Source organism: Janthinobacterium sp. JF4 (assembly GCF_059617925.1).
In genome coordinates, this window is the sequence record NZ_JCAQAV010000059.1 from 1 (window position 1) to 20,208 (window position 20,208).

The following is a 20,208-nucleotide window of genomic DNA, read 5'->3' on the forward strand; positions in this document are numbered from 1 at the left end:
CCGGAGGGCCGTCCCTTTTGTGCCGCAAACTAGTGCGTCTCATTGGGGAGGCGAATCATATCAAAGACCATCGAAGTTTGGCAAGCGCTTTTCCAGGAAAGCGTGCATGCCTTCTTTTTGCGCAGGCGTCCCGAAGGCGGCCTGGAACAAACGGCGCTCGTAGGCGACGCCATCGGTCAAGGTCGTCTCAAAGGCGCGATTGACGCAATCCTTGATCATCATGGCCACCGAGGTCGGCATGGCGGCGATGGTCTTGGCGGCGGCCAAGGTTTCTTCCAGCAACTTGTCAGCCGGCACCACGCGTGACACCAGGCCGATGCGTTCCGCCTCGGCAGCGTCGATGGTGCGTGCCGTCAGCAGCAGATCCATGGCCTTGGCCTTGCCGATGGCGCGCGGCAGACGCTGCGTACCACCCGCGCCTGGCGTGACGCCGACCTTGATTTCCGGCTGGCCGAACTTGGCGCTGTCGGCGGCGATCAGGAAATCACACATCATGGCCAGTTCGCAGCCGCCACCGAGTGCGTAGCCAGCCACCGCGCCCACCACCGGTTTGCGCACGCGCAAGATATGCTCCCAGTTGCGGCTGATATAGCCCTGGGTAAAGGTATCGGGGTAGGTGTAATCGGCCATGGCGGCGATGTCAGCGCCGGCGGCAAACGCTTTTTCGCTGCCCGTGAGCACGATACAGCCGATATTGTCATCCGCGTCGAACTTCAGCAGGGCGTCGCCCAGCTCATTCATCATATTGTCGTTCAAGGCGTTCAAGGCCTTCGGGCGATTCAGGCGGATGACCGCCACTTTGTCCTGGATATCGATGATCAAGTCTTCGTATTGCATAGTGTCTCCTCTGGATGAACGGTGCAACGATTGTAGCGGCTAACGGCAGCGGCGCGACAGGCGCGCTGCTATTATTGTGAGCCCGGTCACCTTTATCGAGCAGCGTATTTTCTCCTCCTTCTTTCAATACTGCGCCCACTACCTGCGCGGCGACGGCAGCGCCGCCAGCGTCAATTTCCGCCGCCTGTGGTTCAGCAACGGCCTCAATTGCTTCGGCGCCCAGATCACCTCGCTGGCCCTGCCCCTGTGCGCGGTACTGTTATTGCACGCGACGCCTGAGCAGATGGGCGTGCTGGTCGCTCTGCAAGCGCTGCCGTTCGCCCTGTTCGGCTTGCCCGTCGGCGTGCTGCTGGACCGGCGCAGCAAGCACCCGATCATGCTCTTCAGCGAAAGCATGTCCGGCCTGGCCCTGGCCAGCGTGGCCGTGGCTTACTGGTGCGGCGTGCTGTCGATGCCATGGTTGTATATAGTGGGGTTCATCATCGGCACGGGCTTCGTCGTCGGTGGCGGTGCCGAGCAAGTGTTTCTGACCTTCCTGGTGGGCCGCGATGGCTTGATCGATGCGCAATCGAAATTCGCCGCCACCGAATCGGCTTCACGCCTGATCGGCCCCGGCCTGGCCGGCGTGCTGGTGCAAGTCTTGTCCGCGCCCGTCGCCATCCTGTGCACGGCTTGCGGTTATCTGATTTCCGTCTGCAATCTGCGCGCCATGAGCGTACGCGATCCGCGACCGGCTCCATCCGACAAGCACGCCCTGCGCGACATCGCCGACGGCTTGCTGTTTGTCTGGCGCGAACCACTGCTGCGCGCGCTGGCCTGGGGTGCCGGTATCTGGCACTTCCTGTTTTACGCCAGCATGGCCTTGACGGTGCTGTTCGCCACGCGCGACCTGGGCATGAGCCCTGGGGTGCTGGGCATGACGCAGATGCTGGGCGGCGCCGGCGTCTTGCTCAGCGCCTTCATCGTCAAGCCGCTGACGCGCCGCCATGGCGCCGGCCGCACGATCCTGATCGGCCTGGCATCGACTTCGCTCTGCTTTGCCCTGACGCCAACGATTCCCGCCGCGCTATTTGGCAGCGCGGCCGCCAGCGCCGTGGCGTATGCCATATTGATGTTCTTTTTCGATTGCGGCGTGATGCTGTTCTTTATTCCCTACCTGGGTTTGCGCCAGAAGGTCACGCCGGACCCCATGCTGGGCCGCATGACGTCGACCATGCGCTTCCTGACGGTGGCAACCGCGCCGCTGGGCGCGCTGGCCGCCGGCTGGGTAGCGGAACACTTCGGCGTGCGCAATGGCCTGGCGTGCATCGCGGCAGGCAGCATCCTGTTGACGGTCGCCATGGTGTGGGGCACGCCGCTGCGTAGCGTGCGCACCTGAAGCGATGAACGGGCATACACTGCTGAAAGATTGCCTTGGTGACACTATTCATGCCAAAGCTTGCGAGGTTTGATTTACATCAAGGTTTTAGTTGATGTAAATCCATAAGCTGTCTTACATCACTTGAGGAGCACGCTATGTTTAACACCATCTTATTCCCCACCGACGGCTCGCCGTTGTCCGACAAAGCCGCCGAGACCGCCCTCGCCTTCGCCCAACTGAACAAAGCCAAGCTGGTCGCCATCAGCGTGGTGCAGCCCTTCCCGTTCTCGCCGATGGCCGACGGCGGCATCGTGCTCGACGCCAGCCTGTATGAACAGCAGATGCAGGAAGCGTCGCAACGCGCCATCGACAAGATCGGCGCAGCGGCGCGCGCCGCCGGCGTGCCTTTCGAAGGCGTGGTGGCCGTGTCGCCGAGCCCGCACGATGAAATCGTCAATGCGGCGCAGACCCACCATTGCGACATCATCCTGATGGCCTCGCATGGCCGCAAGGGCTTGAACAAGCTGTTCGTGGGCAGCGAAACGCAAAAAGTGCTGGCGCATACTCACTTGCCAGTGATGGTCTTGCGCTAAGCGACACCACGACCCGCCCGGCGCCGCGAGAAACTCAGCGCGCCGGCGCCTGTTTCGGCAGCAACACCCACACGGCGCCGCTCTGCTTCATGCGGCCCGCATTCTCGGCCGCTTCCACGCCAAAGCCAAAGAAATAATCGACACGGATCGGTCCGCGAATGGCGCCGCCCGTATCCTGCGCCATCACCAGGCGCTGCATGGGAATTTCGCTATTGGCTTGCGTGGTGGACAGGAACACGGGCGCACCCAGCGGCAGGAAACGCGAATCGATGGCCACCGAGCGCTGCGGTGTCAACGGCACGCCCAGCGCGCCCTTCGGCCCCACTTTCGGGTCCGGCAGACGCTCTTCCTTGAAAAAGACATAGCTGGGATTAGCGTTGAACAATTCATCCTTGCGCGTGGGGTGGCCGGCGATCCACGCCTTGATGCCCTGCGCGGATGCCTGGCTCAGGGTCAGCTCGCCCTTGTCGACCAGGTAGCGGCCGATCGATTTATACGGATGACCATTCTGGTCCGCGTACGCCACGCGCACGGTTTCCTGCGTATCGGTCAGTTGCACCCTGCCGCTGCCCTGCACTTGCAGGAAGAATGCTTCCACTTCATCATCCACCCACAGCAATTCCTTGCCCGTGACGGACGTGGCGCGCTCGATGTCGGCGCGGGTCGCGTACGGTATCACCTTCTTGCCGACCAGCTTGCCCCGCAAGCGCATGTTCTTCAATTCCGGATACACGCCGGCCAGGTCCACCGAGACGAGGTCGTCGGGCACCTTGTACAGCGGCGTCTGGTATGGACCGCCGCGCTTGCGCGCCCCGTGCAGCAGCGGCTCGTAATAGCCGGTCACCAAGCCGGTACTGGCGCCATCGGCGGTAATGACTTGATTGGGCACAAAGAAAGTCTCGAAAAACAGGCGGATGGCCTTGTCGCTGTCGGCATTGACCTGGCGCGCTATCGTGCACGATTCCTTCCAGTCCGGACGCTTCACCAGCACGCCGCACGAAGCCATGAACGCCGGCCAGGCGGCGCGCATGTCGTCGCGGGTCCAGCCTGGCAAGGCGGCGAACTTGGCCGGCACGAACGTTGGGGCCGCAGCATCGGTCACGTCTTTGGCATCCTTGGCCTCGGCCGGCTTGGCAGGCACTGGCCTGACGACGGTCGGAGCGATGGCCGGGGCCTTGCCAGTCGCGGTGACCGGCTCTGCCGGCGGCGTGGTACAGGCGGAAAGCGCAAGCGCGACGGCACCGACTGAAACGGGTAGACTACCGCGTGTCAACAGACGGCGGGTAAATACTAAGCTGCGGGTAAATAACATAGGGGGGTGTATGTGGATCTTGATGATAGAGGCGCTGGTGGCGTTCTTCTTGCTGGCATTTATAGTCTGGTGGACCATGTATGCGGGTAAAAAACCCGCACCACCGGCGCGCAAGCAGCTCAGTGAAGAACAGGACGCCACCGAAAAACTGAAGTAAGGAGGCAAGCCCCCGGCGTTTCCTTAATGCAGGGTACGCGGCACCGACAGCACGAACTCGGGGATCGGCGCTTCGAACTGATGTCCATCCTCGGCCACGCAGAAGTATTCGCCGTGCATCGAGCCTTGCGGCGTGCCCAGCATGGTGCCGCTCGTGTATTCGAACTGCTCGCCCGGCTGCAGCAGCGGCTGGTGGCCGACGGCGCCCAGGCCCCGTACCTCTTCCACCTTGTTGTTCGCATCCGTGATGACCCAGTGGCGCGAAATCAGTTGCGCGCCAGCTGTGCCCGTGTTGACGACGCGAATCGTGTAGCTGAACACGTACCGTCCCTGGTCCGGTGCCGATTGCTCGGGCAGATATTGCGTCTTGACCGTTACCGTAAATTCATAAGTCGCCATCGTCATTCCTATTCAGACATTGCCAGTCATATTGTGTGTCGCGCGCGACGCATTGGCCATCGCGCGATGCGTATTCGGTGTTTCACCGTACTTCAATGAAGCATGGTAGCGGCGTCAGGCGTAAAATAGCGCAAATCGCATTTTCTATCCTTTGGCTACTTCACCATGACAACATTCCGTATCGCTCCCAGCATCCTGTCCGCCGACTTTGCCCGCCTGGGCGAGGAAGTGCGCAACGTCGTTACCGCCGGCGCCGACATCATCCACTTCGACGTGATGGATAACCATTACGTGCCGAACCTGACCATCGGTCCGCTGGTATGCGAAGCGATCCGCCCGCACGTGCAAGTGCCCATCGATGTGCATCTGATGGTCAAGCCTGTCGATCGCATTATCCCGGATTTCGCCAAGGCTGGCGCGAACATCATCACCTTTCACCCGGAAGCGTCGGATCACGTCGACCGTTCCTTGCAGCTGATCCGCGACAATGGCTGCAAATCGGGCCTGGTGTTCAACCCGGGCACGCCGCTGCACTACCTGGAACACGTGATGGACAAGATCGACATCATCCTGATCATGTCCGTCAACCCGGGCTTCGGCGGCCAGTCCTTCATTCCGCAAGCGCTGAAGAAAATCGCCGAAGCGCGCCGCATGATCGACGAATCGGGCCGTGACATCATGCTCGAAGTCGATGGCGGCATCAAGATCGACAACATCGCCGCTGCCGCGGCTGCCGGCGCCGACACCTTTGTCGCCGGCTCGGCCATCTTCGGCAAGCCGGACTACAAGGCCGTCATCGATGCCATGCGCGCAGAATTGGCCAAAGTAGCGGGCGCCTGATGCAAGCGGGCACGGTGAAAGACCACGTACTGGCCGGCGTGCGCGCCGCCATCATCGACCTCGATGGCACGATGCTCGACACCGTGCCCGATTTTCATGTCGCCATCAATGGCATGCGCGCCGAACTGGACCTGGCGCCCATCAGCGCCGACGCCATCAAGCTGATGGTGGGCAAGGGCTCGGAAAACCTGATCCGCACCGTGCTGGCGCTCGACTTCGATGCCGCTGGCGTGGAACAGCATTTCGAGCAGGCGATGGAGGGCTACCAGCGCCACTACCTGGCCATCAATGGCCAGTTCAGCACCCTGTACCCGGACGTGGAAGCGGGGCTGGCGGCGATGCAGGCGGCGGGCTTGCGCCTGGCCTGCGTCACCAACAAACCGATCGCCTTCGCCCTGCCCCTGCTGAAACTGAAAAACCTGGACCAGTATTTCGAGATCGTGTATGGCGGCGATTCGCTGCCGCAGAAAAAACCGCACCCCATGCCGCTGCTGCAAGTGTGTGCGGACTTCGACTTGCCGCCATCCAGAGTGGTGGCCATCGGCGACTCCTCGAATGACGCGCAAGCGGCCAGGGCTGCGGCTTGTCCCGTACTGACGGTACCGTATGGCTACAATCACGGGCACTCTATACACGATACCGATTCCGATGGTATAGTAAAGACACTGCTCGAAGCAGCCCGTTTTATTGGCATGCAAAACTAACCGGCATACTGACCAAACCCAACACCATATCGTGAACACGTTTCTCATCAAAAAACACAATGTCACCCAAACCGGCTCGATTGAGGCCTGGCTTTGGCGACGCTGGCAATCCTGGCAGGCCTAAGCGCCGAGCCGTTACGATTGCTGCCGGCTACACACGCGTCCTTTGCGCATTTTGCGCGTGTTGCATGTACCGGCAAGTTTTTTGATAACCCACCGCAGGGTTTGTGCACTATGCACACTCATACCCTGACGGCATGGAGAGAAACATGACCGAACTCGAATTCAAATCGCTGGGCCAGCAAGGCTACAACCGCATCCCCCTGATCGCGGAAGCGTTCGCCGACCTGGAAACCCCGCTCACCCTGTACCTGAAACTGGCACAGGCCCAACAAGGTGGCAAGAACACCTTCCTGCTCGAATCCGTCGTCGGCGGCGAACGCTTCGGCCGCTATTCCTTCATCGGCTTGCCCGCCACGACCGTGTTGCGCAGCTACGGCAAACGCACCGAAATCGTCAAGAACGGCAGCGTGATCGAAGAACACGAAGGTAATCCGCTCGACTTCATCGAACAGTTCCAGTCGCGCTTCAAGGTCGCCCTGCGCCCCGGCATGCCGCGCTTCTGCGGTGGCCTGGCCGGCTACTTCGGCTACGACACCGTGCGCCACATCGAGAAAAAACTGGCCGGCGGTGCGCCGAAAGATGACTTGAACCTGCCCGACATCCAGCTGATGGTGACGGAAGAACTGGCCGTCATCGACAACCTGTCCGGCAAGCTCTATCTGATCGTCTACGCCGACACCACGCAGCCCGAATCGTTTTCGAAAGCGCAGCAGCGCCTGAAGGACTTGCGCATGATGCTGCGCCGCGGTGTCGATGCACCCGTCACCAGCGCTTCCGTTCGCACGGAAACCATCCGCGACTTTTCCAAGGAAGACTACCTGAAGGCCGTCGCCAAGGCGCATGAATACGTGATGGCGGGCGACCTGATGCAGGTGCAGATCGGCCAGCGCATCCGCAAGCCATATGTCGATTCGCCGCTGACCTTGTACCGCGCCTTGCGTTCGCTCAACCCGTCGCCGTATATGTACTTCTATAATTTCGGGGACATGCAGATCATCGGCGCCTCGCCCGAGATTTTGGTGCGCAACGAGAAGACGGCCGACGGCGGCAAGAAAGTCACCTTGCGCCCCATCGCCGGCACCCGTCCGCGCGGCGCCACGCCTGAGCGCGACGCCGAATTGTCGGCCGAACTGCTGGCCGATCCGAAAGAGATCGCCGAGCACGTGATGCTGATCGACCTGGCGCGCAACGACATCGGCCGCATCGCCGAGACGGGCAGCGTGCAAGTCACCGACCGCATGGTCATCGAAAAATACTCGCATGTGCAGCACATCGTCTCGAACGTGGAAGGCACCCTGAAGGAAGGTTTGTCGAACCTGGACGTGCTGCGCGCGACCTTCCCCGCCGGCACCCTGACAGGCGCACCGAAAGTGCGCGCCATGGAAGTGATCGACGAACTGGAAATCACCAAGCGCGGCATCTATGGCGGTGCCTGCGGCTACCTGTCGTTTGGCGGCGAAATGGATGTGGCGATCGCCATCCGCACGGGTGTGGTCAAGAACGGCATGCTGTATGTGCAGGCCGCGGCCGGCATCGTGGCCGACTCCATCCCCGAAATGGAATGGCAGGAAACGGAAAACAAGGCGCGCGCCGTACTGCGCGCCGCCGAACAAGTGCAAGATGGCCTGGATGGAGGGTTTTAAGATGCTGCTGATGATCGACAACTACGACTCCTTCACCTACAACATCGTGCAGTATTTCGGCGAGTTGGGCGAAGACGTGCGGGTCTACCGCAACGATGAAATCACGATCGAACAGATCGCGGCGCTGAACCCGGACCGCATCTGCATCTCGCCCGGCCCGAAAGCGCCGGCACAGGCGGGCATTTCGGTGGAAGTGCTCAAGCACTTCGCCGGCAAGAAGCCGATACTGGGCGTATGCCTGGGCCACCAGGCCATCGGCGAGGCGTTTGGCGGCAAGGTCATCCGCGCCAAGCAAGTCATGCATGGCAAGACTTCCCTCATCGCGCATACGGGCGTGGGCGTCTTCAAGGATATCCCCAGCCCCTTCACAGTGATCCGCTACCACTCTTTGGCGATCGAACGCGCCTCGCTGCCTTCCTGCCTGGAAGTGACGGCGTGGACGGACGACGGCGAAATCATGGGCGTGCGACACCGGGAATACGATATCGAGGGCGTGCAGTTCCACCCCGAATCGATCCTCTCGGAGCACGGCCACGCCCTGCTGAAGAATTTCCTCGAGCGCTGATTCCATGCGCACGCCACGGCGTGCCATCAGTGTCCTCCTGCGCCATCATTGAAGAAGGAAGCATCATGCCGATCACCCCACAAGAAGCTCTGCTGCGCTGCATCGAACACCGCGAAATCTTTCACGACGAAATGCTGTACCTGTTCCGCCAGATCATGTCCGGCGACATGTCGCCCACCATGATCGCGGCGCTCACCATGGGCCTGCGCGTGAAAAAGGAAACCATCGGCGAAATCGCCGCCGCCGCGCAAGTGATGCGCGAGTTTTCCACCAAGGTGCCCATGGCCGACACCACCAACCTGCTCGACATCGTCGGCACGGGCGGCGACGGCGCGCACACTTTCAATATTTCCACCGCCTCGATGTTTGTCGCCGCCGCCGCCGGCGCGCGCGTGGCCAAGCATGGCGGGCGCAGCGTCTCGTCCTCGTCCGGCAGCGCCGACGTGCTGGACTCCCTGGGCGTCAACATCAACCTGCAGCCCGAGCAGATCGCCCAGTCGATCGCGCAGACGGGCATCGGCTTCATGTACGCGCCCAACCACCATGCGGCCATGAAGCATGCGGCCCCCGTGCGCCGCGAACTGGGCGTGCGCACCATCTTCAATATTTTAGGACCGCTGACCAATCCCGCCGGCGCGCCGAATATCCTGATGGGCGTATTCCATGCCGACCTGGTCGGCATCCAGGTGCGCGTGCTGCAGCGCCTGGGCGCGCAGCATGCCATCGTCGTGTATGGCCGCGACAATATGGACGAAGTGTCGCTCGGTGCCGCTACCATGGTCGGTGAACTGGTCAACGGCGAAATCCGCGAATATGAAATCCACCCCGAAGACTTCGGCATGTCGATGATCGCCAGCCGCAACCTGAAGGTGGCCGATGCCATCGAATCGAAAGCCAAGATGATGGAAGCGCTGCGCGGCGAGCCCGGTGCGGCCGCAGACATCGTCGCCCTGAACGCGGGCACGGCGCTATATGCGGCCGGCGTGGCCAGTTCGATCGAAGACGGCCTGGCGCGTGCGCGCGCAGCCGTCAACTCGGGCGCGGCCCTGGCAAAACTCGATCAATTCGTGCAGGTCACGCAGCAGCTGGGCACACCAAAGCAAGCGTAAGCATCCGCCCTCCTTTATAGAATAGCGACCATCATGTCCGACATACTCGATAAAATCCTGGCCGTAAAAGCCGACGAAGTGGCCAAGGCCAAGGCGCACCGCAGCCTGGCCAGCCTGCGCGGCGACGTGGAAAGCGACAGCGCCCTGCGCGCCGGCTTGCGCGGCTTTGAAGCAAGCCTGCGCCAGCACATCGCCGCCGGCAAGCCTGGCATCATCGCCGAAGTGAAAAAAGCGTCGCCATCGAAAGGCGTGATCCGCGCCGACTTCCGCCCGGCGGACATCGCCGCCAGCTATGCGGCGCATGGCGCGGCCTGCCTGTCCGTGCTGACGGATGAACAGTTCTTCCAGGGATCCGTGGCATATCTGCAGCAGGCGCGCGCCGCCTGCGCCATTCCCGTGCTGCGCAAGGATTTCATGGTCGACATGTACCAGATCTATGAAGCGCGCGCCATGGGCGCTGACTGCATCCTCTTGATCGTCGCTGCGCTAGACCATGGCCTGATGGCCGAGATGGAAGCGTGCGCCCACGAACTGGGCATGGGCGTGCTGATCGAAAGCCACGACGGCGAAGAACTGACGGCGGCATTGAAACTCAAGAGCGCGCTGATCGGCATCAACAACCGCAATCTGCGCACCTTCGAAACCTCGCTCGACACGACCATCAATCTCTTGCCGCGCATCCCGCAAGACAAATTGATCATCACGGAATCGGGCATCCACAGCACGGCCGACGTGCAACGCATGCGCGATGCACACATCCACAGCTTCCTGGTGGGCGAAGCGTTCATGCGCGCGCCCGACCCCGGCGTGGAGCTGGAACGCCTGTTCAGCTAAACCATGGTAGGCTGGCAGGCATGAGACACGTGATGATCGTCCTTGCCGCCGCCAGCCTGCTGTCGGCTTGCCAGACTGCGGCCCCGCCAGCGGCGCGCACGCCCACACCTACGCCCGCTCGCACGCCCGCCGCGATACAGCTCGCCGCCAGCATCGACGCCTACAAATTGCTGGTGGCGCAGCAGATCATGGCGGCCAACGGGGAATACACGTTCAGCGGGCGCCTGCCGCCCATGCTGCCGGCCATCGTCGTGCTCGACCTGAGCGTGGGGCCCGACGGCGAGCTGAAAAGCGTGCAGGTACACCGTTCTCGCAACAGCCAGGCATCGGCCGCGGCGCTGGCCGCCGTGCGGCGCGTGCCGGCGTTCTTTCCGCCGGCGGGACACTTGATGCGCCGCCACGCCCGGACCTTCGATTTTTCCGAAACCTTCCTGTTCAACGACCAGTACCGGTTCCAGCTGCGGACCTTGTCCGGTCCACAGTAAGCGCGCAAGTATCAAGTTCGACGCAGTCGCGTCCCCGCTCCTTGGCCAGGTACAGGGCCGCATCGGCGCGCGACAGCAACTGTTCCAGCCCCTCCACCACCGATGCCTGGCAAGCGACGCCGATGCTGACCGTGCATGCTGGCAGGCCCGCATGATTCGGTTCGTGCAGCAAGGTGCGGATGCGTTCGGCCACGCCCAGCGCATCATGCGCCGGCATGTCCGGCATCAGCACGACGAACTCCTCGCCGCCGAAACGCGCCACGCAATCCGATTCGCGCAAGGCGCCTTTGATAACGATTGCCACATGCGCCAGCACCTGGTCGCCCACGGCGTGACCGTAGCGGTCATTGATCGATTTGAAGTAATCGAGGTCGATGCTGAGCAGTGTCAGCGGCAAACAGCGACGGCGCGGATTGTCTACTTCGCGCGCATAGGCGTCGCCAAAACCGCGCCGGTTCAGCACCTGCGTCAGTGGATCGTGGGTCGAGCGGCGCTCCAGTATCTGCTGCAGGCGGCGCGTCGCCACCGTCATGAAGCCCACCGTCAGCAGCAGTGCCATGAAATTGGCGACCGCCAGATAGATGCCGGCCGGCGTGCCGGCCACTGCCAGGTTCACGCTGGCGCCGCCATGCAGCAAGGCCGATACGCCGCGCGCCAGCACCACGACGGCTTGCGTCAGCATCAGCGCGCCAAAGAAAAGACTGGAGAAATGGCGCTCACCATGGCGCCACACCAACTGCACCTGGCGCGCGTAAAACAGGAAGACCAGCAGGGAGAAGACCGCCACGCGCGCCGAGAAATCAGGGTGCACCAGCAGCCACCAGCTACTGCCTGCGATGGACAGGGCAAGTATCAGCAGATAGGCGCGGCGGCTGGGCGCCAGGCCAAAGAATGTCTCCGTGCCCAGCATCGACAGGCCGATGCCGGCCACCAGCGCCGCGTTGGCCGCGATCATGGACAATGCCGGCGGCAGCACTTCGCGGGCGCCAAACAGCAGCGACGCGCACACGAGCAGCAGCAAGCCGGCCGCCCAATGCCCCAGGCCATGCACCTCGCGCCGGAAACTGCGATACACCGAGAACATGACGATGCTCATCGCCCCGCACATCAGGGTCGTCATCAGCATGATCGTTCGAGGATCGAGGGTTTGCACGTTGGGGGCGATCTAAAAGAGACAGTTCGGCAATTTTAGTTTAGTTAAAGAAAAATTAGTTCATTTGCAGTAAATATGATGGCACGCCACCATTTCGACGGATGAGTTGCATTTGATAAATTGCTGCTTGAAATGAAAAACCGGCCAGTCACGGCCGGTTTTCTGTCTTACTGCACGACAGACAGCATCATGCGGCGCTAGGACGCTTCGGCCCCGTGACCTTCTTTGGCGCCGGCAGCAGGGTCAAGCTGACACCGGGCACGCGGTCGCCCTGCAGCACGGCGGTGAATGTCATCAGTTCGTCGCGGCGGAAGGCGTGGATCGCCACCTTGGCGCCGACGGCGTAACGGCCCAGCAAGGTGTCGAGGTTGGTACCCGTCACGCGCAAGCCGTCGACTGCCACCAGCACGTCGCCCGCCGACAGGCCGGCCAGGTGGGCGGCGCCGCCCTGGTGCACCTGCGCCAGTTTGGCGTCATTGCCGTCGCGGCCCAGGTTGACGTCCAGGCTGGCTTTTTCCGCCTTGCGCGCATCGCTGTATTTCACGCCGAACGGCGCCAGCAGGCGCGCCAGTGGCACGTCGTCCGTGCCGCGGATGTAGCGTTCGAAGAACGGTTTCATGCGCGTGCCGGAGATCTCATCGAACAGGGCTTCGACTTCGGCCGGCGTCACGCCACGCGCTTTGCCCCTGTAGAAATCGCGGCCATAGCGCTGCCACAAGGCCTGCATCACGTCGTCCAGCGACTTTTCGCCATTCGTCTTGCTGCGGAGCGTCAGGTCGAAGGCCAGCGCGATCAGCGAACCCTTGGTGTAATAGCTGACGATGGCGTTCGGCGCGTTTTCATCCTGGCGGTAGTACTTGCCCCAGGCATCGAAGCTGGAATCGGCCACGCTTTGCTTGGTGCGGCCGCTGCCGCGCAAGACACTGTTGACGGTCTTGCCCAGCAACTTGAAATAGGCCGCCTCGTCGATCAGGCCCGCGCGCACCAGCATCAGGTCATCGTAATAGCTGGTGAAGCCTTCGAAGAGCCACAGCAGCGGCGAGTAGCTTTCCGCCTGCAGGTTGTACGGCGCAAAGGCGGCCGGCTTGATGCGCTTGACGTTCCAGGTGTGGAAGTACTCGTGGCTGCACAGGCCCAGGAATTTCAGGTAGCCGTCGCCGATCTCGGTGCTGCTCGACGCCGTCGTCGGCAAGTCGGCGCGCGCGCAGATCAGCGCCGTCGAGGCGCGGTGCTCCAGGCCGCCATAACCGTCGCCGACGGCCATGGTCATGAACACATAGCGGTCCATCGGCGCTTTCTTTGTCTTCGGCTCGAAGAAGGCGATCTGCGTTTCGCAGATGGCTTTCAGGTCGCGGCACAGACGGTCCAGGTCCAGGTTCGGCACCTTGCCGGTGACGACGATATCGTGCGGCACGCCGTAAGCAGTGAAGGTGGCCAGCGCGAAGTCGCCCATCTCCACCGGGTGGTCGATCAGCTCGTCGTAGTTGGCCGCCTGGTAGCTGCCGAAGCCATAGCGCCTGGCTTTGAGTTCCGGCAGGGTGGTGGCGACTCTCCATGTCTTGCAGGCCGCATCCTTCGGCTGCACGATGTGCACTTCATGGGCGTCGGACTCCTGGCCCAGCACGCGCAGGAACACGCTGGTGCCGTTGAAGAAGCCGTGGTTCTGGTCCAGGTGCGCGGCGCGCACGGACAAATCCCAGGCATACACGTCGTATTCGACCGTCAACGGCCCCTGGCACGGCGCGGCCTGCCACGAGTGCTTGTCCAGTTTGGCCAGCGCCACGGCCTTGCCCTCGGACTCTGCGCGGATGCTGACGATGTTGCGCGAAAATTCGCGGATCATGTAGCTGCCCGGAATCCAGGCCGGCAAGGACAATACCTGGCCGATGGCGGCCGGCGACTTGATGCTCAACGTCACTTTGAACATATGGCCAGCCAAATCGGCGGCGGCGATGCTGTAGAGGATGCCGGCGGCCGGCGTGGCTTTCACTGCGCTTTTCGCCGCGGCTTTGCTTGTGGCTTTGCCGCTTGCCTTGGCTCCCGCCTTGGCGGTGATTTTTTGAATCGGTGCTTTCTTCATGTTTTCCTCGTGTCTGGCATGGATGTTCTACAATCGCCCGGGCGCGCCAGGCACCGGCGACAAATCGTCAGGTGTATCAATATCGCGCAAGATGCCGCTGTCGTCCACTGTCACTTCGCATACGGCATGGCTGTTGACGATGCTGCGCGCTCCCTGGTCGCCATCGAGCGCCAGCAGCAGCGGCAAGTGGAAGGCACTGAACGCGACAGGGTTGCCGCGCCGCCCCTGGAACACGGGCACGGCGATGCGCGCGCCATCGCCGATGGCGCGCGACAAGGCGGCGATTGTAACTGCTTCCACCCAAGGCATGTCGCCCAGGGCGATCAGCCAGCCCGGCGCGCCGCGCACGCAATCGATGGCGCAGGTGAGCGAGGCGGCCATGCCCGTGTCGGCATCATGGCAGACGCGCACCTCGCAGCCCAGCGCGCCGAGCACGCGCGCCACCTGCGTATCGTCGGCACGCACCACGGCCAGCACGCGCGGCAAGGCCGCCAGCATGGCTTCTGCGGCCGCCACCACCACCGGCAAGCCCGCATGCGGGCCTTCCGTCAGAGGCTGCAATAATTTGTTCTGCACGCCGGAAGGATCGAACCTGCGTCCCCTTCCGGCTGCCAGCAAGATGCCGACCGTACTCAAAAAACGGCTGCCGTCATGCGGCCGCCAGGTCGAACGGCAGCTTGCGCAGGCGCTTGCCCGTCAGGGCGAACAGCGCGTTGGCAAACGCCGGCGCCAATGGCGGCACGCCCGGCTCGCCCATGCCCGTCGGCGCATCGCCCGACGGCACGAGGTGCACCTCGATCACCGGCATGTCGGGCATGCGCGGCACCGGGTAGTCGCCGAAGTTCTGCTGCTCCACCACGCCATCCTTGAGCGTGATGGCCGCGCCGGGAATGGTCATGCCCAGCGCCATCAGCGCGGCGCCCTGCACTTGCGCCTCGATCGTCAAGGGATTGACGGCCAGGTTGCAGTGCACGCCCGCCCACACCTGGTGCAGCCTGGGCGCGCCTTGGACCACCGATGCCGTCACCACGTAGGCGACGACGGAATTGAACGATTCATGCATGGCCACGCCCCAGGCTTGCCCCTTTGGCAGCTTCTTCCTGCCGTAGCCGGACCTGGCCACGGCCAGGTCCAGCGCGGCGATGTGGCGCGTGTGCTTGGCGTCGATCAGCTGCTTGCGGTAGGCGACCGGATCCATCTTCGCCACGTGCGCCGCCTCGTCGATCAGGGTTTCCATGACGAAGGCCGTATGCGTCGAACCGACGGAGCGCCACCACAGCACGGGCACGTTCGCCTTGGCCGTGTGCACGGACAGCTTCAGCGGCAGGGTGTACGGCTCGCCCATGCCTTCGACCATGGTGCCATCGACGCCATTTTTCACCATGAAGGCTTCGAACGGCGTGCCGGCCATGATGGACTGGCCCACGATGGTGTGGTCCCAGGCGAGAATTTTCCCTTTGGCGTCAAGGCCGATCTGCGCGCGGTGCACATGCGACGGCCGGTAGTAGCCGCCCTTGATGTCATCCTCGCGGCTCCACATCAGCTTCAATGGCCCGCTCTTGCCCGCCGCCCGGTACGCCTTGGCGACGTTGACGGCTTCGACCACGTAGTCGGACGAGGGCACGGCGCGCCGGCCGAAGCCGCCGCCGGCCATCATCGTATGCAGGGTCACCTGCTCGGGCTTCAGACCCGAGGTGGCGGCAATCGCCGCCTGGTCACCCGTCTGGAATTGCGAGCCCACCCACATCGTGCATTTGTCCGCTTGCAGGTCGACGACGCAGTTGAGCGGTTCCATCGGCGCGTGCGCCAGGTAGGGAAATTCGTAGACGGCTTCGATCTTTTTCGGCGCCTTGGACAATGCGGCGACATCGAATGCGCGCGCCACCGTACCCGGCGTTTTCGCCAGCGCCTTGAAGGCGGCCAGCTGCTTGTCGCTGCTGACCTTTTCCACGGCGCTGGCATCCCACTCGATCACCAGCGCATCGCGCCCCTGCTTCGCGGGCCAGTAGCCGTCGGCAATCACCGCCACGCCGCTCCCGCCTCGGTCGGTCTTCACCTCCAGCACCTCGAGCACGCCCTTGATGGCCTTGGCCTTGCTGGCGTCGAATTTCGCCACCCTGGCGCCAAACACGGGAGGGCGCGCCACCATCGCCACTTTCGCGCCGGGCGGCTTGAAGTCGATGCCGAACTGCTGTTTTCCCGTGGACTTGGCGGCCGCGTCGAGGCGTTTCACTGGCTTGCCGATGATGGAAAAATCGCGCGGGTCCTTCAGCTTGACGGTGGTGGGCACGCTCTGGCGCATGGCCGCATCGGCAAACTCGCCGTAGGTCGCCTTTTGCCCGCCGGGGCCATACAGCACGCCCTTGGCGGCGCGCACCTGGTCAGGGTTGACTTTCCATTGCGCGGCGGCGGCGCCGACCAGCATGGCGCGCGCCTTGGCGCCGATTTCGCGGTACTGGGTAAACGAATGGGCGATGCTGCCCGAGCCGCCCGTCATCTGCATGCCGTAGGCGGCATCCTTGTACTGCTCGCCGGCGGGCGCCAATGCGCCATGCACCAGGCTCCAGTCGGCGTCGAGTTCCTCGGCGATCAGCATGGGCAAGCTCGTTTGCACGCCCTGGCCGAATTCCAGCCGGTTCACCTGCACCGTCACCGTGTTATCGGGAGCGATGTGCAAGAAGGCGTTCGGCGCATACACGGGCTTGGCGGGAGCGGCATCGGCCGCCTGCGCCAGCTTGCCCGCGCCGGGCAGGAAAAAGCCCAGCATCAAGCCGCCGCCCGCCACCGCGCCGGCCTGCATGAAAGCGCGCCGCGACACGCCATCGGCCAACGCCACCGGCGCCGCTGCCAGCGCCGCGCCCAGGGTCACGCCGCCATGCTGCAATGCTTCCTGATTCAACCATTCGATACGCATGTCGCTCTCCTCAGGCCAGGGTCTTGGCCGCGTCCTTGATGGCTGCGCGGATCCGTTGATAGGTGCCGCAGCGGCAGATATTGCCGCTCATGGCGCCGTCGATGTCGGCGTCGCTGGGCGCCTTGTTGGTGCGCAGCAGGGCCGTGGCGCTCATAACCTGGCCGCTTTGACAGTAGCCGCATTGCGGCACGTCATGGCGTACCCAGGCCGCCTGCACGGCCTTGCCCACCTGGTCGTTTTCCATCGCTTCGATGGTGGTGATCTTTTGCGCGCCGACCGAGGAAATCGGCGTGATGCACGAGCGGATCGGCTGGCCGTCGAGGTGCACCGTGCAAGCGCCGCACAGGGCCGCGCCGCAACCGAACTTGGTGCCCGTCATGTTCAGGTTATCGCGCAGCGCCCACAGAATGGGCGTGGAAGGATCGGCGTCGACTTGCGTGTCGCGTCCGTTGATATTCAAGGTAATCATCTGCTGCTTCCCCTTTTTGGATTGTTATGGCGTCTACAAACAACACTTGATGATACGACAGCGGAAAAAAGTGCAAAAAAAAAGCGCGCCTTGCGAGGGCGCGCCGTCCAGCCTTCCTGGCGACAGCCCGGATTACTTAATGGTCGAGAATTTCTGTTCCAGCGTCTTCGCATCGACCGCGCCCGGAATGCGGCTGCCGTCGGCAAAGAAGATGGCAGGCGTGCCCGAGACGCGCAACTGCTGGCCCAGGGCCAGAATTTTTTCATGCGGGTTGGCGCAAGTGGCGGCCACCGTGGCTGGCGCCTTGCCGTTCAACATCCAGTCATCCCAGGCCTTGTTGCGGTCCGGCGCGCACCACACATTGCGCGACTTGGCGATGGAGTCCGGCGACAGGATGTTATACATGAAGGTGTAGACGGTGACGTTGTCGATTTCCTTCAGCGCGTTCTGGCGGAAGCGCTTGCAATAGCCGCAGTTCGGATCTTCGAACACGGCGATCACGCGCTTGCCATTGCCCTTGACGGTCTTCATGGCGGAATCGAGCGGCAGGTCGGAGAACTTGATGCGGTTGACTTCGTCCAGGCGTACCTTGGTCAGGTCTTGCGACGTCTTGGCGTCGAAGACGTGGCCGACGAAAAGGTATTGCGCGGCCTTGTCCGTGTACAGGATGTCGCCGCCCGTGCGCACTTCGTACAGACCACCGTATGGGGTTTCCTTGACCGAGTCGACCTTGGCGCCTTCGCCCAGGCGCGGTTCGATCAGCTTCTTGATGTTCGCTTCCGTCGGCGTTTCCGCGCCAGCGCACGACATCATCAGGCCAGAGGCCAGCACCAATGCGATTCTGCTCATTTTTATCACGATCACTTCTCCACTTGAAACGCCTGGCGGAACTGGCCCCTGGCCCGACGTCATTATCTCTTTGACAAAACGATCGCCGCAGACCAGCTGCGGCGACCTTGAATTTTCACACCTGCCATTATCCGGCGATATCTTAAGAATGACTGATATTTACGGATGTCCCAACGCGTGCGCAATCATTTTTCGCTTCAGGGCCGGCAATTTATCCAGCAAGTTTAATCCCAAATTGCGAACCACGCGCAACGGCTCCAGATCGGCGCCAAATAATCGCGCCAGGCCATCGGTGGCCAGCTGCATCAGCAGCACGTCTTCCTTGCGCGCGCGGGCATAGCGGGCCAGCACGCGTTCGTCGCCGATGCCGCGGTGCGCTTCGCGCTCGGCGATCGTCTTGACCAGCTGCGCCACGTCGGCAAAACCCAGGTTCATGCCGTGGCCCGCCATCGGATGCACCACGTGGGCGGCGTCGCCGACCAACGCCACGCGCGGCGCCACCATGGCGTGCGGGCGCATCAGGGTCAATGGGAAGGCGCGCACCAGCTCCGGCTGCAACGGCGTCAGCTTGCCCAGTTTGTCGTGGCAGTATGCGGCCAGACGCACGGCCAGGGCGTCGGCCGATTCGGCCATCAAGGTATCGGCCAGCGCATCGGGCGCCGACCAGACGAGAGAGACGCGGTCGCCCGGCAGCGGCAGCAGCGCGACGATGCCTTCGCTGCCCGTGAACCACTGGTGGGCCGCGCCATGGTGCGGCTTTTCGCAAGCGAAGTTGCTGACCACGCCGCGCTGGCCATACGCGCGGTAATCGAGGCCGATGTCGCACTGGCCGCGCACCCAGGACTGGGCGCCGTCCGCGCCCACCACCAGCGCGCAGGTGATGGTGTCGCCGCCATCGAGATGCACGATGGCCGAATCATTCGTCCATTCCAGGCGGCTGGCGCGGCCCTGCAGCACATTGACGTTCGGCGCGAATTTCAGGGCCGCATCCAATGCCTGGCCCAGGTTGCGGTCTTCGATGATCCACGCCAAGGTGCCCACACGGGCGCCGTAGGCGTCGAAACCGAGTCCGCCCGCCTGCGCGCCATCGCCGTTGACCAGCATGGCGTCAACGGGCGCCACCCTGTCGGCCTCCAGGGCGCCCCACACCTTCAGCGACGACAGCAGCTGGTGCGCCGTGTGATTGAGCGCATACACGCGCACGTCCCAGCTGGCTTCGACCGGCTTGGCGGTAGGTGCCGGAGGGCTGACCGGGGATAACAGGGTGACGCTTTGTCCTGCCTGGGCAAACGCCAGCGCCGTGGTTTTCGCGATGGCGCCATTGCCGACGATGCAAACGTCGCTGTGGCTATGCATGCAGCGCCGCATGGTGGGGGAAGAGGGACTGTTCATGCGGCCATTATAGCGTTTGCCGTCTCCGTTTCAGCATGCGCGTCCGCCTGCGAAAACGGGGGAAAGCCAAAGATTTGAAGTATTCTTGATCTTGGCGCAGAAATGCCCGCGCCGGGCGTGCCGATGAAGGTGACGGGCGTGGCCGCCTCGACCGCCAGTTGGCGTGTTTGGTCATCGACAAGATCTAGACCATGTCCTGCCAACGGCCACACCAGGCGCCCATCTCTTGTTGATAAAAATACTAGCTGCGACAATAAAAGGCAGGCATACCTCGTAAATCCAGGAAAAGTTACAGTCAGCTCTTGCATTCCCGTTTTGGTCTGCTATAATTCGCCACCTTGGCCTGGTAGCTCAGTCGGTAGAGCAGAGGATTGAAAATCCTTGTGTCGGT

The 20,208-nt window shown here is 62.8% G+C and carries 21 protein-coding genes; 10 read left to right on the forward strand and 11 right to left on the reverse strand.

Features of this window, described 5'->3' with window-relative positions; translation table 11 throughout:
* Positions 1 to 60 precede the first annotated feature (60 nt).
* Positions 61 to 837: an enoyl-CoA hydratase gene (locus tag AC54AF_RS25445; protein ID WP_131689924.1), complete on the reverse strand. Its 777-nt coding sequence runs from the start codon at positions 835 to 837 to the stop codon at positions 61 to 63.
* A 76-nt stretch (positions 838 to 913) separates the two neighbouring features.
* On the opposite strand from AC54AF_RS25445, the gene AC54AF_RS25450 reads away from it, so the two are divergent.
* Both AC54AF_RS25450 and AC54AF_RS25455 read left to right on the forward strand, forming a co-directional pair.
* Positions 914 to 2,215 carry an MFS transporter gene (locus AC54AF_RS25450; RefSeq protein WP_496638791.1) on the forward strand — a complete coding sequence of 434 codons (1,302 nt, stop codon included), beginning with the start codon at positions 914 to 916 and terminating at the stop codon, positions 2,213 to 2,215.
* Positions 2,216 to 2,352: 137 nt separating this feature from the next.
* Positions 2,353 to 2,790, forward strand: a complete 438-nt coding sequence (locus tag AC54AF_RS25455) for a universal stress protein (protein ID WP_131689922.1) — start codon at positions 2,353 to 2,355, stop codon at positions 2,788 to 2,790.
* A gap of 34 nt (positions 2,791 to 2,824) precedes the next feature.
* Here the strand turns inward: AC54AF_RS25455 and mltA are convergent, their stop codons facing one another.
* On the reverse strand, positions 2,825 to 4,102 hold the full coding sequence (gene mltA, locus AC54AF_RS25460) for a murein transglycosylase A (RefSeq protein ID WP_496638792.1): 1,278 nt from the start codon (positions 4,100 to 4,102) through the stop codon (positions 2,825 to 2,827).
* A 10-nt stretch (positions 4,103 to 4,112) separates the two neighbouring features.
* On the opposite strand from mltA, the gene AC54AF_RS25465 reads away from it, so the two are divergent.
* Complete coding sequence (locus AC54AF_RS25465) at positions 4,113 to 4,259, forward strand: hypothetical protein (protein ID WP_496638793.1); 147 nt, start codon at positions 4,113 to 4,115, stop codon at positions 4,257 to 4,259.
* 23 nt (positions 4,260 to 4,282) lie between these two features.
* Here the strand turns inward: AC54AF_RS25465 and apaG are convergent, their stop codons facing one another.
* A complete protein-coding gene (gene apaG, locus AC54AF_RS25470) occupies positions 4,283 to 4,657 on the reverse strand; it encodes a Co2+/Mg2+ efflux facilitator ApaG/CorD (RefSeq protein WP_496638794.1) in 375 nt (124 codons plus the stop codon).
* 165 nt (positions 4,658 to 4,822) lie between these two features.
* On the opposite strand from apaG, the gene rpe reads away from it, so the two are divergent.
* From rpe to AC54AF_RS25505, 7 genes are all read left to right on the forward strand, one after another.
* On the forward strand, positions 4,823 to 5,497 hold the full coding sequence (rpe, locus tag AC54AF_RS25475; protein ID WP_086145604.1) for a ribulose-phosphate 3-epimerase: 675 nt from the start codon (positions 4,823 to 4,825) through the stop codon (positions 5,495 to 5,497).
* Positions 5,497 to 6,201: a phosphoglycolate phosphatase gene (locus AC54AF_RS25480; protein WP_131689920.1), complete on the forward strand. Its 705-nt coding sequence runs from the start codon at positions 5,497 to 5,499 to the stop codon at positions 6,199 to 6,201. Before rpe ends, AC54AF_RS25480 begins: the two co-directional genes overlap by 1 nt.
* A gap of 269 nt (positions 6,202 to 6,470) precedes the next feature.
* Positions 6,471 to 7,967 carry an anthranilate synthase component I gene (gene trpE / locus AC54AF_RS25485; protein WP_131689919.1) on the forward strand — a complete coding sequence of 499 codons (1,497 nt, stop codon included), beginning with the start codon at positions 6,471 to 6,473 and terminating at the stop codon, positions 7,965 to 7,967.
* A 1-nt stretch (position 7,968) separates the two neighbouring features.
* Entirely contained in the window at positions 7,969 to 8,532 is a 564-nt protein-coding gene (locus AC54AF_RS25490) for an aminodeoxychorismate/anthranilate synthase component II (RefSeq protein WP_496638804.1), read from the forward strand.
* 65 nt (positions 8,533 to 8,597) lie between these two features.
* Positions 8,598 to 9,641: an anthranilate phosphoribosyltransferase gene (gene trpD, locus AC54AF_RS25495; protein WP_496638795.1), complete on the forward strand. Its 1,044-nt coding sequence runs from the start codon at positions 8,598 to 8,600 to the stop codon at positions 9,639 to 9,641.
* A gap of 33 nt (positions 9,642 to 9,674) precedes the next feature.
* The gene (gene trpC, locus AC54AF_RS25500) at positions 9,675 to 10,475 is read left to right on the forward strand and encodes an indole-3-glycerol phosphate synthase TrpC (protein ID WP_131689916.1); all 801 of its coding nucleotides are present in this window, start codon (positions 9,675 to 9,677) and stop codon (positions 10,473 to 10,475) included.
* A 29-nt stretch (positions 10,476 to 10,504) separates the two neighbouring features.
* The gene (locus AC54AF_RS25505; RefSeq protein WP_496638796.1) at positions 10,505 to 10,960 is read left to right on the forward strand and encodes an energy transducer TonB; all 456 of its coding nucleotides are present in this window, start codon (positions 10,505 to 10,507) and stop codon (positions 10,958 to 10,960) included.
* Here AC54AF_RS25505 and AC54AF_RS25510 read toward each other — a convergent pair.
* From AC54AF_RS25510 to AC54AF_RS25545, 8 genes are all read right to left on the reverse strand, one after another.
* The gene (locus AC54AF_RS25510) at positions 10,911 to 12,086 is read right to left on the reverse strand and encodes a GGDEF domain-containing protein (RefSeq protein ID WP_496638797.1); all 1,176 of its coding nucleotides are present in this window, start codon (positions 12,084 to 12,086) and stop codon (positions 10,911 to 10,913) included. The genes AC54AF_RS25505 and AC54AF_RS25510 overlap by 50 nt on opposite strands.
* 214 nt (positions 12,087 to 12,300) lie before the next feature.
* Positions 12,301 to 14,193 carry a M61 family metallopeptidase gene (locus AC54AF_RS25515; protein WP_496638798.1) on the reverse strand — a complete coding sequence of 631 codons (1,893 nt, stop codon included), beginning with the start codon at positions 14,191 to 14,193 and terminating at the stop codon, positions 12,301 to 12,303.
* 27 nt (positions 14,194 to 14,220) lie between these two features.
* Positions 14,221 to 14,829 (reverse strand): nucleotidyltransferase family protein, encoded by a 609-nt coding sequence (locus AC54AF_RS25520; protein ID WP_496638799.1) that lies wholly within the window; start codon positions 14,827 to 14,829, stop codon positions 14,221 to 14,223.
* A 13-nt stretch (positions 14,830 to 14,842) separates the two neighbouring features.
* Positions 14,843 to 17,107 (reverse strand): xanthine dehydrogenase family protein molybdopterin-binding subunit, encoded by a 2,265-nt coding sequence (locus tag AC54AF_RS25525; RefSeq protein ID WP_496638800.1) that lies wholly within the window; start codon positions 17,105 to 17,107, stop codon positions 14,843 to 14,845.
* 10 nt (positions 17,108 to 17,117) lie between these two features.
* A complete protein-coding gene (locus AC54AF_RS25530) occupies positions 17,118 to 17,576 on the reverse strand; it encodes a (2Fe-2S)-binding protein (RefSeq protein WP_034753534.1) in 459 nt (152 codons plus the stop codon).
* Positions 17,577 to 17,708: 132 nt separating this feature from the next.
* Positions 17,709 to 18,425 carry a DsbC family protein gene (locus tag AC54AF_RS25535; RefSeq protein ID WP_496638801.1) on the reverse strand — a complete coding sequence of 239 codons (717 nt, stop codon included), beginning with the start codon at positions 18,423 to 18,425 and terminating at the stop codon, positions 17,709 to 17,711.
* Between the two features lie 159 nt (positions 18,426 to 18,584).
* A complete protein-coding gene (locus AC54AF_RS25540) occupies positions 18,585 to 19,817 on the reverse strand; it encodes a UbiH/UbiF family hydroxylase (protein WP_496638802.1) in 1,233 nt (410 codons plus the stop codon).
* Positions 19,814 to 20,125, reverse strand: coding sequence for a hypothetical protein (locus AC54AF_RS25545; protein WP_496638803.1), 312 nt, complete (start codon positions 20,123 to 20,125; stop codon positions 19,814 to 19,816). Before AC54AF_RS25545 ends, AC54AF_RS25540 begins: the two co-directional genes overlap by 4 nt.
* Positions 20,126 to 20,208 lie beyond the last annotated feature (83 nt).

Coding starts and splice junctions, on each gene's coding strand:
- trpE (WP_131689919.1), top strand. CDS start 6,471: ATGACCGAACTCGAATTCAAATCGCTGGGCCAGCAAGGCTACAACCGC.
- AC54AF_RS25530 (WP_034753534.1), bottom strand. CDS start 17,576: ATGATTACCTTGAATATCAACGGACGCGACACGCAAGTCGACGCCGAT.
- trpD (WP_496638795.1), top strand. CDS start 8,598: ATGCCGATCACCCCACAAGAAGCTCTGCTGCGCTGCATCGAACACCGC.
- mltA (WP_496638792.1), bottom strand. CDS start 4,102: ATGTTATTTACCCGCAGCTTAGTATTTACCCGCCGTCTGTTGACACGC.
- AC54AF_RS25510 (WP_496638797.1), bottom strand. CDS start 12,086: ATGCTGATGACGACCCTGATGTGCGGGGCGATGAGCATCGTCATGTTC.
- AC54AF_RS25445 (WP_131689924.1), bottom strand. CDS start 837: ATGCAATACGAAGACTTGATCATCGATATCCAGGACAAAGTGGCGGTC.
- AC54AF_RS25480 (WP_131689920.1), top strand. CDS start 5,497: ATGCAAGCGGGCACGGTGAAAGACCACGTACTGGCCGGCGTGCGCGCC.
- AC54AF_RS25490 (WP_496638804.1), top strand. CDS start 7,969: ATGCTGCTGATGATCGACAACTACGACTCCTTCACCTACAACATCGTG.
- AC54AF_RS25515 (WP_496638798.1), bottom strand. CDS start 14,193: ATGAAGAAAGCACCGATTCAAAAAATCACCGCCAAGGCGGGAGCCAAG.
- rpe (WP_086145604.1), top strand. CDS start 4,823: ATGACAACATTCCGTATCGCTCCCAGCATCCTGTCCGCCGACTTTGCC.
- AC54AF_RS25545 (WP_496638803.1), bottom strand. CDS start 20,125: ATGCAAGAGCTGACTGTAACTTTTCCTGGATTTACGAGGTATGCCTGC.
- AC54AF_RS25525 (WP_496638800.1), bottom strand. CDS start 17,107: ATGCGTATCGAATGGTTGAATCAGGAAGCATTGCAGCATGGCGGCGTG.
- AC54AF_RS25540 (WP_496638802.1), bottom strand. CDS start 19,817: ATGAACAGTCCCTCTTCCCCCACCATGCGGCGCTGCATGCATAGCCAC.
- AC54AF_RS25455 (WP_131689922.1), top strand. CDS start 2,353: ATGTTTAACACCATCTTATTCCCCACCGACGGCTCGCCGTTGTCCGAC.
- trpC (WP_131689916.1), top strand. CDS start 9,675: ATGTCCGACATACTCGATAAAATCCTGGCCGTAAAAGCCGACGAAGTG.
- apaG (WP_496638794.1), bottom strand. CDS start 4,657: ATGGCGACTTATGAATTTACGGTAACGGTCAAGACGCAATATCTGCCC.
- AC54AF_RS25535 (WP_496638801.1), bottom strand. CDS start 18,425: ATGAGCAGAATCGCATTGGTGCTGGCCTCTGGCCTGATGATGTCGTGC.
- AC54AF_RS25465 (WP_496638793.1), top strand. CDS start 4,113: ATGTGGATCTTGATGATAGAGGCGCTGGTGGCGTTCTTCTTGCTGGCA.